Here is a 17,705-nt window from a genome sequence, read left to right on the forward strand (position 1 = left end):
GCCATAAACGCTGTAAAGTGTTTATGGCTTTTTTTAAGTGTAAGTGCAGGTTAGTTTTTTAGGTATTTTTCTAAAAATTGATCTTCTTCCCACAGTAAATGTAAAATATTGTCTTTGGCAGCGTAACCATGACTTTCTTTAGGTAAAATTACCATACGTGCTGGTGCTCCAAGTCCGTTTAAAGCTTGGAAATAACGCTCTGTTTGCAAAGTAAACGTACCAGGATTATTGTCCGCTTCACCGTGTACCAAAAGAAGTGGTGTTTTCATTTTTTCTGCATTCATAAACGGAGACATTTCGTTATAAATTGCAGGAACTTCCCAGTAATTACGTTGTTCTCTCTGAAAACCAAATGGAGTTAAGGTTCTGTTGTATGCCCCACTGCGCGCAATTCCGCAGGCAAAAAGTTTAGAATGCGTCAACAAATTAGCAGTCATAAAAGCACCATACGAGTGTCCTCCAATGGCTACTTTTTTAGTATCAATATACCCTAGCGCATCAACAGCATTAATTGCTGCCGAAGCATTGTCAACCAACTGCTCGATAAAAGTATCGTTTGGCTCTGTGGTTCCTTCTCCCACAATTGGAAAAGCAGCATCATCTAAAACAACATAACCGCGAGTGACCCAGTAAATAAAAGAGCCATAACTTGGAAAAGTAAATTCGTTTGGATTTGAAGTAACTTGGCCAGCAGAATTTTTGTCTTTATATTCTGTTGGATAAGCCCAAATTAATAAGGGTAATTTTTCTTTTTTTGCACGATCATAACCAACCGGTAAATACAAGGTTCCAGACAACTCCACACCGTCTTTTCTTTTGTATTTAATTACTTCTTTGTATACATTTTTAATACTCTCAAACGGATTTGCAAAATGAGTTATTTGCGTTAGTTTGTTTTTTTGTTTGATGTTTCTAAAGTAATAGTTTGGATAATCACTTTTAGATTGAATTTGTACCAAAACTTCTCCTTTTTTAAAATCTTCTATAGATAATAAACTTTCTTTTTTGTCAGTATAAGTTGAGGTATAGATTCGGTTTGTCTTTAAGGAATTTAAATCCAACTCATCAATAAAAGGAAATTGTCCTTTTTGCGTAAGTCCATCTCCAATTAAAAAAGCTTTGTTGTTTTCAATCGCTAATGTTTTTCTATTAAATTGATTTTTTCTAGTTTCGAAAGATCCTGGATCGGAATATACATCTTGTGAATTTCTATCCGAAATTATTTTTGGCGTTTCTCCTGGTTTCGACGGATTGATTACGTACGTTTTGGTGTTACGAGTGTCATACCAAGAATCAAACAAAATCGCATTGGTTTCGTTACCCCAAATAATTCCTGCGTAACGTTGTTGCGTTTTTACTAGTGCAGTTGGAGTGGCAGTAAAAGGAGCATCCCAAACAAATACCTCGTCTCTATATTCTGCTTTTTTAGCTGAATCACCTTCATCCAACGCTTCTACAAAATACAAAGTAGCAGGTTTGTCTGCACGCCAATTCATGTTCCTTTTTCCTTTACGTACCGAAGAAAATCCTTTCGGCATAATTTCATTTAAAGGCACTTCGTTAACGGTTTTAATTTCATTTCCGGCAATATCGTACACGCTACTAGTTTGTGGAAAACGATTTAAAGGAACGATATACGAAAACGGTTTTTTTAGCGTAGTCAACAAAACATATTTTCCGTCAGGAGAAAAGCTTTCGTCGGTATACATTGCTGCATTTTTAAACAAAGTTGACTGTCCATTTAAACTTACTTTGTACAATTCAGACGTAGCAATACTTTCAAAGTTAGCCTCATCTATTTTGTTTTTTAATAAGTCAGGATACGTTCTGTTTTGTGATTTAGCACCATCAGAATTAGAAACAATCGGTCCTTTTGGTAAATCTTTCTTATTGTCTAATAAAGAAGGTTTGTTTTTCGGCAATATCGTAACTAAAATAGATTCGTTATCAGTAAACCAATTTATCGGATTTCCTAAATTCGCGTTGACAGTTGCATCGGTCAATCGAGTTGCTTTTGCAGTAGCAACATCAATAACCCAAAGTTCAACTCCGGCCGCAGTAGTATTGGTAAAAGCAATCTTTGTCTCGTTTGGAGCCCAAGTTAAATACGTGATCTTGGGATTTTCGGGTAAACCACTTACTTGAACATCTTTTGAATCTTTTATTTTTTTGATTTTAAGATTGTTCATATACGTTACCGTGTTCGAAATATTGGTAATGGGGTTGATGCGTAAACCACCTAAACGCAATTCATCTTGACTCAAGTCTTCTAATGTTTTATAAGTGCTTCTGTAAGATAAAAGCATGTACTCTTTTTTAGAATCCATACTAGCAGACGGCGCTCTTTCGAAATCTGCGAGCGCTAGGATAGATTGCGGTGGTTTTTGATAGGTTACATTTTCTTGCGCATAGCCAGCAAAAATGGTTGTAACAAAAAACAGCAAGGTTGATTTTAATTTCATAAACAGTTGGGTTTAGCTTTTGATTATATTGGACTAAATTAGTTCAATAAAGTTTAATAGCAATTGGTAAAATAAAATTTTAATAAACGTCTTTTAATCTGCTGTTTAAGAATTGCGCAGAAAAATAATTGAAAACCAAATATATCATTTTAATAATTTTGTAAACATTAAATCTGTAATTTCGAAAAAAACACTAAATTGTGTCTTTGCTTTTTAAAAGATGTTTAAATTTGCAATCCAATTTCTTAACGAATAAAATAGAATATGTATCATTCGAAAATAGCAGGTTTAGGGTATTATGTTCCTTCCAATGTGGTAACTAATGACGATTTGTCAAAGGTAATAGACACTAATGATGAGTGGATTCAGGAGCGAACAGGCATACAAGAACGCAGGTACATTGTACGTGGAGAAGACACGACCACCTCGATGGGCGTAAAAGCAGCAGAAATTGCGATCGAACGTGCTGGAATTGCGAAAGATGATATAGATTTTGTTGTTTTTGCTACTTTAAGTCCAGATTATTATTTTCCAGGACCAGGAGTTTTGGTACAACGTGATTTAGGATTGCGCACAGTGGGAGCTTTGGACGTGAGAAATCAGTGTTCGGGTTTTATCTATGCGATTTCAGTAGCAGATCAATATATAAAGACTGGAATGTATAAAAACATTTTGGTGATTGGTTCTGAAGTTCATTCGACCGGATTAGACATGACGACTCGTGGACGTGGCGTTTCTGTTATTTTTGGTGATGGAGCAGGAGCAGCAGTTTTAAGTCGTGAAGAAGATACGACCAAAGGAATTTTGTCAACACACTTACATTCGGAAGGGCAGCATGCTGAAGAGTTGGCTTTGCAAGCTCCAGGAATGGGTGGTCGCTGGATAACTGATATTATTGCAGACAATGACCCAAATGACGAAAGTTATTATCCGTATATGAATGGACAATTTGTGTTTAAAAATGCAGTAGTTCGTTTTGCCGAGGTTATTAATGAAGCTTTAGCAGCCAATAATCTAGAAGTTTCTGATATTGACATGTTGATTCCGCATCAAGCGAATTTAAGAATATCGCAGTTCATCCAAAATAAATTCAAACTTTCTGATGATCAAGTGTACAACAACATTCAGAAATATGGTAATACTACCGCAGCCTCTATTCCTATCGCATTGACAGAAGCTTGGGAAAAAGGAAAAATTAAATCCGGAGACACTGTTGTTTTAGCTGCTTTTGGTAGTGGTTTTACTTGGGCAAGTGCCATCATAAAATGGTAGATAAAATACTATAGTAATGTTAAAACCTATTCGATCTGAATAGGTTTTTTTGTATATTGGAGTAATACCCAAACAAAAAATCTACTCAAATGAAAAAAAATCAATTAGAGATTGCTTGCTTCGGACTGTATTCTGTCGTACTTGCACAAGAAAACGGAGCAGATAGAATTGAATTGTGTTTGGATATGTCTGTTGGAGGAATTAGTCCGAGTAGTATGTTGGTTGCAGCTGCAAGAGAAATTACAACCTCAGAATTGTATGTAATGATTCGTCCACGTGGTGGAAGTTTTGTGTACAATGAAGCCGAACTTAATGAAATGAAAAAAGCCGTTCTTGATTTTAAGAATCTAAATGCAGATGGCTTTGTATTCGGAATTTTAAATGAAGACGGAACGGTAAACGAAAAACAAAATGCAGAATTGGTGCAACTAGCGAACCCACTGCCTTGTACTTTTCATCGTGCTTTTGATGATGTTCCAGACCCCCACCAGGCATTGGAACAACTTATAAAAATTGGATTTTCGTCTATTTTAACTTCAGGAGGTGCAGTTAATGCTATCGCTGGAATTGATGTTCTTGAAAATTTGATTCGTATCGCTAATACGCGAATTAAAATTATTCCAGGTGGCGGCATTCGATCCACTAATATCAATTTATTGCTAGAAAGATTAGGACCAAATATATATCATTCTTCGGCTGTTTTAGATGAAACTGATGTTCCGAGTATCGAGGAAATAATTAAGTTAAAAAAAGTGCTTTCTTAAAAGTAGAAAAGTTAAAAATCAAAAAAGCCGAAGTAGTTAAACTTCGGCTTTTTTTTACTACAAAAACTAATTCAAAAAATTAAAATTGAGTTGGTTGTCTTTAAAACATGCCGCCGCCATCTTTACTGGTGTTGTCCTCACGTTGCTTGCGTTGCAAACTTTTATTTTTTCCACCGCCAAAATTGTAATTCAAGCCAAAATAAACAGATTGGCTTTCCCAATTAAATTCACCTTTTTGCGGATAAGGATATTCGGTATCAAACGAATATTTCATTGTATCAAAAACATCATTAAAACGAACACTTATACTCATTTTATTGTTCAATAAAGTGTAACGAGCGCCAGCATCTATTTTATACATTGCTTTTCGATCGTTTTGAATTTCCTCAACGGCATTGTTGTAAAATCCGAAAAGTAAAAAACTCAACCGCTTATTCGCTTTAAAATTAGAGTTCAAACGCGTGTTCAAAGACGAAACATTAATATTTCTTGACAACGGACTAGTCTGGTTTGTGGTTGGATTGTATTTAAATACAATACCTTCTTGATTGATGCTTGAAAAATCAATAGACGGTTGAATGTCCCACCATTTGGTTATTTTGTAATTGGCAGAAACCTCAAAACCGTACGCTGTATTATGAGCGAAATTGGTGTACGTCATAATTTGTTTCTGCTGCGTCTGGTCACTTTCGTCTGGAGAAATTACACGACTAATTTGGTCATTGATGTTTCGATAGTAAACACCTGTTGTAAAACTGCCTTTGTCAAAAGTTTTAGTATAATTTATTTCTACTGAATTGGTAAATTGAGGGCGTAATTCTGGGTTTCCGTACGAAGTAATTAACGGAGTTGAAAATTCTCTGATGGGTTTAGTTTGTTCTAAACTCGGACGATCGACACGGCGACTGTAACTCAATTGCAACGTATTTTTCTCGTTCAAATTATAAGTCAAATAGGCCGACGGATATAACGTAATGTAATCATCTTCAAATTTGGCAAGGCCCTTGTTTAAATTTGCAACGACCTTATAACTTTCAAAACGGCCTCCTATTTGGTAACTAAATTTATTGAACTTTTGCCCGAACGTTACATAAGCGGAATAAATGTCGGTATCGTACGTATAATTAGACATTCTCTCGGCAGTAGGAACAGATGGGTTTCCAGTGGCGTACTCATTACTTGTTCTGGTAATTCTAGCTTCAGCTCCAGCTTCTAATGTTGTTTTTTCGTTTAATGGATTTACATAATCGATATTGACAGTGCTTAGTTTACGACTGTCTTCTAAATTATCATTGTAAATGCTTGAGTCAATTGTATTGTTTTGGTTGGTTACGCGAGTATCGAAGTTTGCCCCTTGATCTTCTTTGTAATTGCTATAATTTCCTTCGATATCTAAAGTGTGACCTTCTTTTGTGAACAAATGTTTGTAAGCAAGGTTGTAAGTTCCTGTAATATCGGTTCCGCCATAGAGTCCTTCTTGAAAGATGTTAGCGCTAGTTGGGCTAACATTTTTGTAATCAACAGTAGTTTGTACATTTGTTTTGCCTGTAAATTTATTTTGATTGGTGTAAAACGATACAGTGTTATTGTCGTCAATTAAATAATCCATTCCAATTTTGTATAAGTATGAATCGTTGTCATTCAGGATATTTAATTTTTGAGAAGTGGGAACGTCGAGGCGATTGATTTGACCTTGATTGTGTTTTAGTCCCGAATTGTTTCCGAAATTTCCAAAGAAATTTACTTTTCCTACTTTATAATTAGCATCTAGTGATTGGTTGAATTTTGCTGTTTCAGCAAAGGTAATTCCGCCACTGTAGCTTCCGTTGAAACCATTGTTGGCATTTTTATGCAAAATGATATTGATAATCCCCGACATTCCTTCTGGATTGTACTTTGCACTTGGATTGGTGATTAGTTCAATTTTTTTAATGGAAGTAGACGGAATTTGTTTTAGTAATTGTGCAGCATCAATAGTGCTCACTCTTCCGTCAATTAAAACTCTGACATTTTGATTGCCACGAAGTGAAATTTTTCCGTCTTGATCTACATTTACTGACGGTACATTACTCATAATATCCGAAGCAGTGGCGCCAGCGGTGGTTAAATCTTTTCCAACAGTAATCACTTTTCGATCGATTTTTTGTTCCATTGTAGAACGTTCGGCAATGATATTTACACCTTTTAACTCGGTTGCCGCTTCTTCTAAATTAATCTTAAAATTCGCAGTTGGATTAGCGGTTAGATTTACCGCAGCAGTATAATTTTTAAAACCGATGTATTGCACTTCTAGTATATAATTTTTTAGAGCAATGTTTTTGAAGTCAAATTCTCCATTGTCGTTGGTAACGACGCTGTTGATTGTTTTTCCGTTTTCTTTTAAAGTAACGGTAGCGTAAGAAATAGGCACGTTTGAACTGTTCTCGTTTACTTTTCCAGATACTTTTCCATTGTTTTGAGCTTCAGCCCAACCGACCATTCCTAAAAATAGTACGATAAATAATTTGATTTTCATGATTGATTATTTTTGATTGATGATTACTATTAAGACTTTTAAATCTGGATTATGTTACACTTTTTTTGATGTTTTTTTATTTTTTAACATGTAAAGTGGCCTATGGCCTGATTTTTAAACCTTTTGTATTTTCTGTATTTGGGCAATAAGAAGTATATTTGCACACTTTAAAAATACGTTTACATGTCATTATCAAAAATTCTTACTCCTTCTATACAACAAGCGATTCAAGCTTTATTTGGTGCAACTGTCGAGAAAATCGAATTTCAAACCACTCGAAAAGAGTTTGAAGGCGATATTACAATGGTTATTTTTCCGTTGTTGAAAGTGGTAAAAAGCAATCCAGTTGAATTGGGAACTAAAATCGGAAATTATTTAGTTGAAAATGTATCAGAAGTAGCTCGTTTTAATGTGGTTTCAGGATTTTTAAATATTGTAATTTCAGATTCCTATTATTTGGATTTTTTCAATACCATAAAAGACAATGCTAGTTTTGGTTTTGTAGATTCCAATGCCGATGACAAAGCAATTATGGTCGAATATTCTTCGCCAAATACCAATAAACCATTGCATTTGGGGCACGTTCGTAATAATTTATTGGGGTATTCGGTAGCTGAAATTTTAAAAGCTTCGGGTAAAAAAGTATATAAGACACAGGTGATCAATGACCGTGGAATTCATATTTGTAAATCGATGTTGGCTTGGGAACGATTCGGAAACGGAGAAACTCCAGAAAGCACGGGTTTAAAAGGAGATAAATTGGTGGGTAACTATTATGTCGCTTTTGATAAAGCCTACAAAGTAGAAATCACTCAATTAATGGCTGAAGGAAAAACCGAAGAGGAAGCCAAAAAGCAGGCACCGATTATTATAGAAGCGCAACAAATGCTTCAAAAATGGGAAGCAGGAGACGAGCAAGTTTTGTCACTTTGGAAGAAAATGAACCAATGGGTTTATGATGGTTTTGCCGTTACTTATAAAAATTTAGGAGTTGATTTTGATCAATATTATTACGAAAGCAATACCTATTTATTAGGTAAAGATGTGGTGCAAGTCGGTTTGGATAAAGGTGTTTTTGAAAAAGATCCTGACGGTTCCGTTTGGATTGATTTGACTGACGAAGGTTTGGATCGTAAAATTGTTTTGCGTTCTGACGGAACTGCGGTCTACATGACCCAAGATATTGGAACCGCGATTCAGCGTGTAAAAGACAATCCAGATGTAGGCGGAATGGTTTACACCGTTGGTAACGAACAAGATTATCACTTTAAAGTATTGTTTTTGATTCTGAAAAAGTTAGGTTTTGATTGGGCTTCGAGCTTGTATCATTTGTCATACGGAATGGTAGATTTACCTTCTGGAAAAATGAAAAGCCGTGAAGGAACAGTAGTCGATGCCGATGAATTGATGCAAGACATGACCGATACGGCTCAAAAAATCTCAGAAGAATTAGGCAAATTAGACAGTTATTCAGCAGAAGAGAAAGCGAAATTATACAGTACGATTGGTCTAGGAGCTTTAAAATATTACATTTTAAAAGTAGATCCTAAAAAACGTATTTTATTTAATCCAGAAGAGTCAGTTGACTTTGCTGGAAATACAGGGCCTTTTATTCAATATACGTATGCAAGAATTCAGTCTATTATTCGCAAAGCGGATTTTGATTTTTCTGCAGCAGTTTCATTAGATTTTGAATTGCATGAAAAAGAAAAAGAGTTAGTGAAACAAGTAGAGTTATTTGCTGAAGTAATTCAAAGTGCCGCTCAAAATCACAGTCCCGCTTTAATTGCCAATTATACCTATGATTTGGTAAAAGAGTACAATTCATTTTATCAATCGGTACATATTTTAGGTGAAGAAGATTTGGCTAAAAAAGTATTCCGTGTACAATTGTCTCAAAAAGTAGCCGAAGTGATTAAAGGTGCTTTTAAATTATTGGGAATTGAAGTTCCAGAAAGAATGTAGAACTTAAGTTGCTACTTGTTATGTTTATACAAGTACTCATTTTATAAATTTAAAAAAGGTTGTTTTCATTATTTGAAAGCAACCTTTTTCGTTTACATCTCTAATCTCAGTAAAAAACTACTGAGTCAAAATAGAATTGAAAAGAGACTGGATTTATTTCCGCCTCTTTTTTTTTGCCTTCTAAAGTAAAATATACTATTGATCTACACAACTTTGTTAATTTGGTGCTTTGAAGCTTTGCAACTTCTTACTATATTTGCAGTTCCAAAAAAACACTATTATGTTCGATAATTTAAGCGATAAATTAGATAAAGCTTTTCATATACTAAAAGGTCACGGTAAAATTACCGAAGTAAACGTTGCTGATACCTTAAAAGAAGTTCGTCGTGCGTTGCTTGATGCCGATGTTAACTTTAAAATTGCTAAAGACTTTACTGCCAAAGTAAAAGAAAAAGCAATTGGTCAAGACGTTTTAACTACGCTTCAGCCAGGACAATTATTAGTGAAGTTGGTTAAAGATGAATTAACCGAATTAATGGGTGGTGATGTTGCCGGAATTAATTTATCGGGAACACCAACGGTGATTTTGATGTCTGGTTTGCAAGGTTCTGGTAAAACAACTTTTTCTGGAAAATTAGCCAATTATCTTAAAACTAAAAAAGGAAAAAATCCGCTTTTAGTAGCTTGTGATATTTATCGTCCTGCGGCAATCAATCAGTTGCATGTAGTGGGAGACCAAATAGGTGTTGCCGTTTACTCGGAACCAGAGAATAAAAATCCAGTTGACATTGCTCAAAACGCAATTAAACACGCCAAAGCAAACGGATTCAATGTAGTAATTGTGGATACTGCTGGTCGTTTGGCGGTAGATAAAGAAATGATGGACGAGATTGCTCGTGTTCATGCTGCGATTAAACCTCAAGAAACTTTGTTTGTTGTTGATGCGATGACGGGACAAGATGCGGTAAATACGGCAAAGACATTCAACGATATTTTAAATTTCGACGGAGTTGTCTTAACCAAATTAGATGGTGACACACGCGGAGGAGCTGCTTTATCGATTAAAACGATCGTAAACAAACCGATTAAGTTTGTTGGTACAGGCGAAAAAATGGATGCATTAGATGTGTTTTATCCTATTCGTATGGCCGAACGTATCTTAGGAATGGGAGACGTTGTGTCGTTAGTAGAAAGAGCGCAAGAACAATTTGATGAAGAAGAAGCTAGAAAACTTCAGAAGAAAATTGCTAAAAATGAGTTTGGTTTTGATGACTTCTTAACTCAAATTCAACAAGTTAAAAAAATGGGTAACATGAAGGATTTGGTTGGTATGATACCAGGTGCTTCAAAAGCCATGAAAGATATAGAGATTGAAGACGATGCTTTTAAACATATTGAAGCAATTATTCATTCAATGACACCAGGAGAGAGAAGCAGACCTGCTGTGATTGATGTAAAACGTAAAGCTCGAATTGCTAAAGGTTCAGGAACAAAAGTGGAGCAAGTCAATCAATTGATGAAGCAGTTTGACCAAATGAGCAAGATGATGAAGATGATGCAAGGTCCAGGCGGAAAAAATTTAATGAAAATGATGGGCGGCATGAAAGGAATGCCAGGCGGAATGCCAGGCGGAATGCCCGGAATGAAATAAAATACTACGTAAAGTTTAAGATTCGAATCAATTAGAATCTTAAACTTTATTTTTTAATACTAATTATACAGTTTGGTTTAAGCTATTTACGAGATAATTTAAACTTTAAACTTCGTTTTAAACTAAAAGAAATGCAACTACTAGACGGCAAAAAAACAGCAGAAGATATTAAGAATGAAATTGCTGCCGAAGTGCAAGCGATTAAAGATGCGGGTGGAAAAGTTCCGCACTTAGCAGCTGTAATCGTGGGTACAGATGGTGCAAGTTTAACTTACGTAGGAAGTAAAGTAAGATCTTGCCAACAAATCGGATTTGATTCGACTTTGGTGAGTTTACCAGAAGACATTACAGAAGAAGCGCTATTAGCAAAAATTAAAGAGCTGAATGAAGATGATGATTTAGATGGTTTTATTGTACAATTGCCGTTACCGAAACACATCAACGAAGAGAAAATTTTAATGGCGGTTAATCCAGATAAAGATGTAGATGGCTTTCATCCGACAAATTTTGGAAAAATGGCTTTAGAAATGGATACTTTTATTCCTGCAACTCCATTCGGAATTATGCAATTGTTGGAGAGATATAAAGTAGAAACTTCTGGAAAGCATACGGTTGTTATTGGAAGAAGTCATATTGTAGGTCGTCCGATGAGTATTTTAATGAGCCGTAAAGGATATCCTGGAGATTCTACGGTAACTATTACGCACAGTAGAACAAAAAATATTGAAGAATATACCAAGAATGCTGATATTATAATTACGGCATTAGGAGTGCCTAATTACTTAAAAGCAAATATGGTAAAAGAAGGTGTTGTTGTGATTGATGTGGGAATTACAAGAGTTGAAGACGCATCTCATCCAAAAGGATACCTTATTACAGGTGATGTTGACTTTGCTGAGGTAAGTAAAAAAGCATCATTTATTACACCAGTTCCTGGAGGGGTAGGACCAATGACGATAGCAATGTTATTGAAAAATACATTGTTGGCGCGCAAATTAAGAAGCAGAAACTAAAAGATAATTCATAGTAAAAACCCAAGATGAGAGTCTTGGGTTTTTTGTTTACAATTGGTTTAGGATGCTGTATTTAAAATAGTAAAACAAAACAAGCTGCTTCAAATTTTTGAAGCAGCCTATTTCTCTAACTACAAAAAAATTTGTTTAGTAAACGCCTAAGTAAAAAGCATCTGTACCGGTTTTTAATTTAGCTCCAACTTTAAAACCATCTGCCGAAGTAGATGCAGGGTCAAAAATGTAAATATTTCCTTCGCCTCCAATTGGAGTTAAAGCCATGTACAATTTACCTTCAATCACACTTGCCCATTGGTATTGACGCAACCACATTGCAAATGGAATATTCATTTTTACAGCAGTCTTTTTATTGATATCAACGCGAATAAGATCCCAGTTAGAACTAGAACTTCCACCCAAATCAGTATTTAAAACTGGAACATAACCAATACCATTACCAGCATAAAACCATCCAGTGTTAGCTTCTGCTTTATAACCTAAAGCTTGAGCAATATTAAAAGTTCCATAAGAAGTATCGTAAACGCCATTTTTTATTTTGGTAATCGTTGCACTATTAGAGGTGATCAATTGTAAGATGGCGCCATCTTCATCTTTGTGCGCAACTGGTGTGCGGTACCCATTGGTAGAACCTGCCACATTATCTACATCGGTTCTAATCGTTGTAGGAGTTTTTAAAGAAGGATAATCAACAACCAACGTTTCTACGTCTTGGTATTGCATAGTTATTTTTGCTGCAGTTATCGGATCGTATTTGCTTTTGGCAGCGCCATAGTATAATTTTCCATTAGCCACAACTGGCGCATCAATACGAGAAACGTGAACACCTTGAGCAGCTTCTGCTTCCGTCCATGGAAACTCGAAAGTAGCGTTTTCTTCAACCGTCATTGTTTCCAAATTAATTCGGGCCAACTTAACTGTTGTTGCAGTTCTTTGATAAATTACACCTGTAGCATCGTATTTTTCTTCGCTAAATACGTGTTGCAACATCGCGTACTTATCGTCAATTTTTGTCCAACGCGGATACGCAGTTCCCATTACCGCTTGTATATCAGTATTTAGTAGTTGCTTGTAATTTTGTCCGCCGTTGTAGCTAAATTTAGTAACTGCACCACCGCCATAATTTAGGTTGTAAATCGTTTCTCCGTCATTTGAAGCATACACACGTGCTGTTCTAGTCGAAGGCACCTCGAATCCAAAGCCAGTAAAAGAGAAAGTTTTATTTCGGTCTTGCATTTCGGCAAGAGTAGCGCCTTGCGTATAGGTTGTAGATTCTTTTGTAGAACCTTGTCCTAAAACCAAATGGTAGGAACGAGTTGTTGTTGGGTCGGGAGTTGCTGGTGTTTCACTTTCATCATTGCTGCAAGAGGCGAGTGTTAGTGCTGCTGCTGTTGTAAAAGTCAATTTGAATATTTTGCTGAAATTTAGATTCATAGTAAAATGTATTTAGATATTAATGTTGAAATTTATAATAGTGTATAGGTCAATTTTGCGTAACAAGCTCGTCCCGGTTTTTGTAGCGCATAATTATCAAATATTTGTTGATTGAAAATGTTTTTAGCATCGATGCTCAACGTTAATTTTTTCTTCGGAAAAGTGTAAGCGATGCCGGTGTCATTAGACAATTGGGTTGGAATAATCGTTTTTCCTGCGCCACCCAAAGCGTTTCCATGTCTGAAAAATTCATGCACGTATAAAATGTTATAGTAAAAAGAGAACTTGGCTTTTTCTTGAATAAAATTATATTGGTCCAATCGCAAATTGTAATTCATAGTAAAATAAGGCGTGTTGGGCAGTCTCTCGTAAGTTGGCGTAATCGTATTGCCGCTGCTGTCGTAAGTGACATTGTAATCTCGGGCAGCAAAAACAGATGTATTTGCATTAAAGAACACGAGCTTGTTGTAATTGTAATGGAGTTCTAAGTCCAAACCTTCGGTGTAAATTTTACCGACATTAGAATTTTGGAAAAATTCTTCGGTATTACCAACGGGTAATTGCATTATCAAATCTTTGGTGTCTCGAATAAATACATTCCCTCTAACATTCAATTTATGATTGTTATAGTTAATGTTATCAAAGGAGATACCTAGATTGTAATTGTTGCTTTTTTCCGGTTTTAGGTTAATCGCAGGATTAATATTTCCAGCAACGTTTCCAAAAACTTCACCTGCTTCGGGTAAACGAACGGCTTTTTCTGCCGATCCAAAAATGGATAATTGACGGGTAATGTTGTATGAAATCGCACCTCCAAAGCCCAAATCATCCGATTTATTTTTACTTTCGATTATAGTAATGGTTGCCGAAGCGCTATTTCCTGTGCGCTGTCTAATTTTGGATAAACGATTTAAATGATACGATTTGGCAAAGACGGTTGTTCGCAAACGATTATCAAACGCTCTGTTTTCGTACGATAGCGAAAAGATATTTTTAAAATAACTTCGTTCTTCTTGCATCGCTCGCTCTATGGTTGGCAACATGCTATCGTCTGAATCTCTAGAAAAACGATTGGCTAAATAGTTAAATTGTATGCTATTTTTCGCATTTAATTTATAAGTTAAATTGGCTTTGCTATTCAGGTTAATATCCAAATCTTCTTGTAAAGTTGGATTTCCAGCTTCGGCACCAGAAGCCCAAACATCTGGATTGTTGAAATAGTTGGTAGAATACCCTAACCAACTGTATTGCGTTGCGATAGTATCAGTTATGTTTCGTGTCAATCTCGATAGTGACACAAATGCACTTGCATCTAAATTTTTTAGAATATTTTTTTTAGAAAAATCAACACTATACATTGCCGTATTTTGCTCTGCAAATCGGTTTCCATAGACGATTTCCATTGTTGCTCCATTCTGGATTTGTTGGTCCATTCTTGATAACAACATGCCAAATAGTAGCTTGTCGGCCCATTGTACATCGGTAAAACCGAATTCTGCTTTAGTTCCTTGCGAACGGTAACGGTCATGAAAACGTTTGGCTTTTACGTAAACATCAGGAGTTCCAGGAGCAAGTTGTACTGCTACTTGGTCTCCCCAAACGGTATAGTCGTTATCGGCATAATTTAAAAAAGCAGATCCTCTAAATGTTTGTCCGTTCTTTTCATTACGGTAACTTCCGGTTACATCTGTTTGAAAGGTGTTGAACGATCCACCAGACACAGAAGCGGTAAGGTTATTTTTTGCAGCATTTTTTAAAACTACATTTATGGCGCCGCCCATAGCATCATCGGCCAAATGTGCTGGAACTACACCTTTGTAAATCTCTACTCTTTCAATGAGTGCGACAGGTAAGCTATTCAATGAAAAAGAAGGCCCGTAATTTCGAATCGGAATGCCATCAATAAATATGCGAACCGAATTACCCGACATTCCGTTGATGATGTATTCGGCATTTGACCCTAAACCGCCTGAACGGCGCACGCGAACACCAGCAGTCTGATCTAATAGTTCATTTAATTGGATGGACTGTAATTCAAAATTCTTAGTGTCAATTACGTTAACGGCAAATCCTTTAGTTTCAAGTTGTTTTTTCTTGGTGTTCGATCGAATGACAACAGCGTTCAGTTCTTTAGATGCAGCTTTCTTTACGATGGTATTGCTACTGTAATGTGCTGAATTATGGTTTATTTTTTGTGTTTTTTGCTCTGATTCTAAAGATGATATTTCAATTTCATAGCGACCAAATGGAACATTTTCCATCAAATATTCCCCATCAATTCCCGTAACTGCCGTTCGTTGTATGTCATTTCCGTGCAATAAAATATTGGCACCAGGTAGTGGTTGCGCACTTCCAAGTAAAATTTTTCCAGAGACTTTTCCCATTTGAGAAAATGCGACAGTGCAGCTCAAACAAAGAAATAGTAGTAAAGTCCAGTGCAATATAGAAGTAGTAACTGGTATAATTTTTATAGTCTTCATCAAACAGTCAATTGATATTGATTTAGTAATGGTGCAAAAGTATCGCAGACCTGTAGAAAACTAGTTTCGTTTAAAGGATTACAAATTATACTTAAAGGATTATTTTTATTTAGAATAAATATAGATTAGTTTTGTCCAAAAACGTATTTGAAATGAGACTCCAAACTCGAATAAAAGAGCCCGATTTTACACTTTGCGATCAATTCCTTTTCAGTGAAAAATGTGGCTGCTTGGATTTAGCTGAAAAGCCGAGCACTTTTGAAAGTCAAGAATATGGTAGTCTGATCGAAAGTACAACAACGACTTCCCAATTTTTGATTCGTTTTTTGCAATTGGATTTGGTAAAACCAGTTACTTTTGAAATTTGCACAACCAAACCGATCATTCAATTGATTTTTTTAATGGAACGGTTTGACAATCAAATGAAGCATCAAATCCGTGAAATTAAAGAAGGAACATCGGTTTGTCCTATTTCTTTAAACGCCAGTACCGCTGAATGTTTGGCTGTCTCCATGACCGAAAAACATTTTTGCAGCTTTTTAGAAACCATAAATTGGGATAAAAAAGAAGCTTTTTCTGTAATGCAAGCGAGTCGAACAACTAATGGTTTGGCCGAGCAATGTCTGTCTACGTCGCCAGAAATTCTCAATGCAATTAGAGCCATCTGTACTTGCGATAGAAAAGGCTCTTTCAAACGTTTGTATATGGAGGCAAAAGTAACCGAATTGCTATTGCTGCAATTAGAACAATACCAAAAGAGTGCAACATTAGGCGTCAAATTTTCAAAAACAGATATAGAAAAGATGCACGAAGCACGATCGCTGATTATCAAGAATTTGACCACACCTTGCTCTTTAATCGATCTTGCCAAGAGAGTAGGAACTAACGAGTTTAAATTAAAGAAACAATTTAAGGCACTTTTTGGCACAACTGTTTTTGGGTATTTAAACGAAATTAAAATGAATAAGGCAAAGCAAATTTTGCAAGAAGGCAACTTAAACGTAACAGAGGTTGCAGAACAGCTAGGCTACAAAACAAGCAGTCATTTTGTAACTGCCTTTAAGCGTTATTTTGGATACAGTCCTGGATCAGTTTTAAAAGTTTTTTCTGCAATGCTGCTTTACATTGTTGAGGTAATTGGTAATTTTACCGCTGAAGATATTGTTCTTATAACACTATCATAAGCAAAAAGAGTTGCTGTTCAAGTGAATAGCAACTCTTTTTGTCTTTTAATACTCTCCCTTATTCTTAAATCGTGGATCGTCTTTTTTAATGAATTCCGTTTTTCTTCGTTGCGGTCTTTCGTACTCCTCTACACTTGCTTCTTCAGTTTTGCTAGAAGGTGCAATTAGTTCGTTCATTTCTTTAAATTCTGCTTCGGTAATGTCACGGTATCTTCCAACAGGAATATCTAACGAAATATTGATGATTCGAATCCGTTTAAGCGCTGTTACGTCGTAACCTAAGTATTCAGTCATTCTTCTAATCTGACGGTTCAATCCTTGCGTTAAAATGATTTTAAATACGAATTTGCTAATTTGCTCTACTTTACATTTTTTGGTAATAGTATCCAAGATGGGAATTCCATTTCCCATTCGTTGTATGAATCGGTCGGTAATTGGTTTGTTTACCGTTACCGTATATTCCTTTTCGTGATTGTTTCGAGCACGAAGAATTTTATTGACAATATCCCCATCATTAGTCATAAAAATCAGACCTTCGCTGGCTTTGTCTAAACGACCAATAGGGAAAATTCGTTTTGGATAATTAATATAATCTACAATATTGTTATGGACTTCTAAATTGGTGGTACATTCAATTCCCACTGGTTTATTAAAAGCCAGATAAACGAGTTTTTCATGTTTCTCCACAATTAATTTGCCATCAATTCGCACTTCGTCATGAGTTGAAACTTTAGTTCCCATTTCTGGTACCACTCCGTTCAGAGTAACGCGTCCTTCTTCGATTAATTTATCGGCTTCGCGACGAGAACAATAGCCTGTTTCTCCTATGAATTTATTGAGGCGTTTTAAATTTTCTTCCATAACTGCAAATATAAGCAATTTGAAAATTAGATAATGGGATTATTGTAGAATGAATAGGCTACTAAATGCAGTTTCAATAAAAGTAACGA

Annotated in this window: 11 protein-coding genes; 6 read left to right on the plus strand and 5 right to left on the minus strand. The window is 35.7% G+C overall.

What is annotated here, in order from left to right; translation table 11 throughout:
• Positions 1-50: 50 nt before the first annotated feature.
• Positions 51-2,462 carry a prolyl oligopeptidase family serine peptidase gene (locus ACRASX_RS07915; RefSeq protein WP_432223010.1) on the minus strand — a complete coding sequence of 804 codons (2,412 nt, stop codon included), beginning with the start codon at positions 2,460-2,462 and terminating at the stop codon, positions 51-53.
• Between the two features lie 264 nt (positions 2,463-2,726).
• On the opposite strand from ACRASX_RS07915, the gene ACRASX_RS07920 reads away from it, so the two are divergent.
• Both ACRASX_RS07920 and ACRASX_RS07925 read left to right on the plus strand, forming a co-directional pair.
• The gene (locus ACRASX_RS07920) at positions 2,727-3,734 is read left to right on the plus strand and encodes a 3-oxoacyl-ACP synthase III family protein (RefSeq protein ID WP_432223011.1); all 1,008 of its coding nucleotides are present in this window, start codon (positions 2,727-2,729) and stop codon (positions 3,732-3,734) included.
• A gap of 89 nt (positions 3,735-3,823) precedes the next feature.
• Complete coding sequence (locus ACRASX_RS07925; protein ID WP_432223012.1) at positions 3,824-4,498, plus strand: copper homeostasis protein CutC; 675 nt, start codon at positions 3,824-3,826, stop codon at positions 4,496-4,498.
• Positions 4,499-4,598: 100 nt separating this feature from the next.
• Here the strand turns inward: ACRASX_RS07925 and ACRASX_RS07930 are convergent, their stop codons facing one another.
• Positions 4,599-7,013 carry a TonB-dependent receptor domain-containing protein gene (locus ACRASX_RS07930; protein WP_432223013.1) on the minus strand — a complete coding sequence of 805 codons (2,415 nt, stop codon included), beginning with the start codon at positions 7,011-7,013 and terminating at the stop codon, positions 4,599-4,601.
• Between the two features lie 183 nt (positions 7,014-7,196).
• On the opposite strand from ACRASX_RS07930, the gene argS reads away from it, so the two are divergent.
• The 3 genes from argS to ACRASX_RS07945 all read left to right on the plus strand — a co-directional run bounded on the left by argS (position 7,197) and on the right by ACRASX_RS07945 (position 11,642).
• Positions 7,197-8,978 carry an arginine--tRNA ligase gene (gene argS / locus ACRASX_RS07935; protein WP_432223014.1) on the plus strand — a complete coding sequence of 594 codons (1,782 nt, stop codon included), beginning with the start codon at positions 7,197-7,199 and terminating at the stop codon, positions 8,976-8,978.
• A gap of 280 nt (positions 8,979-9,258) precedes the next feature.
• Positions 9,259-10,629, plus strand: coding sequence for a signal recognition particle protein (gene ffh, locus ACRASX_RS07940; RefSeq protein ID WP_432223015.1), 1,371 nt, complete (start codon positions 9,259-9,261; stop codon positions 10,627-10,629).
• Positions 10,630-10,760: 131 nt separating this feature from the next.
• Complete coding sequence (locus tag ACRASX_RS07945; RefSeq protein WP_432223016.1) at positions 10,761-11,642, plus strand: bifunctional 5,10-methylenetetrahydrofolate dehydrogenase/5,10-methenyltetrahydrofolate cyclohydrolase; 882 nt, start codon at positions 10,761-10,763, stop codon at positions 11,640-11,642.
• A 147-nt stretch (positions 11,643-11,789) separates the two neighbouring features.
• On the opposite strand, the gene ACRASX_RS07950 is transcribed toward ACRASX_RS07945, so the two are convergent.
• On the minus strand, positions 11,790-13,091 hold the full coding sequence (locus ACRASX_RS07950) for a hypothetical protein (protein ID WP_432223017.1): 1,302 nt from the start codon (positions 13,089-13,091) through the stop codon (positions 11,790-11,792).
• A gap of 32 nt (positions 13,092-13,123) precedes the next feature.
• Positions 13,124-15,571 (minus strand): TonB-dependent receptor, encoded by a 2,448-nt coding sequence (locus ACRASX_RS07955; protein WP_432223018.1) that lies wholly within the window; start codon positions 15,569-15,571, stop codon positions 13,124-13,126.
• A gap of 152 nt (positions 15,572-15,723) precedes the next feature.
• Here ACRASX_RS07955 and ACRASX_RS07960 point away from each other — a divergent pair, with 152 nt between their 5' ends.
• The gene (locus ACRASX_RS07960; protein WP_432223019.1) at positions 15,724-16,755 is read left to right on the plus strand and encodes a helix-turn-helix transcriptional regulator; all 1,032 of its coding nucleotides are present in this window, start codon (positions 15,724-15,726) and stop codon (positions 16,753-16,755) included.
• A gap of 45 nt (positions 16,756-16,800) precedes the next feature.
• On the opposite strand, the gene rluF is transcribed toward ACRASX_RS07960, so the two are convergent.
• A complete protein-coding gene (gene rluF, locus ACRASX_RS07965; protein WP_066306707.1) occupies positions 16,801-17,616 on the minus strand; it encodes a 23S rRNA pseudouridine(2604) synthase RluF in 816 nt (271 codons plus the stop codon).
• Positions 17,617-17,705: the final 89 nt, after the last annotated feature.

The sequence above is a fragment of the Flavobacterium sp. TMP13 genome (assembly GCF_050847115.1).
Lineage (GTDB): Bacteria > Bacteroidota > Bacteroidia > Flavobacteriales > Flavobacteriaceae > Flavobacterium.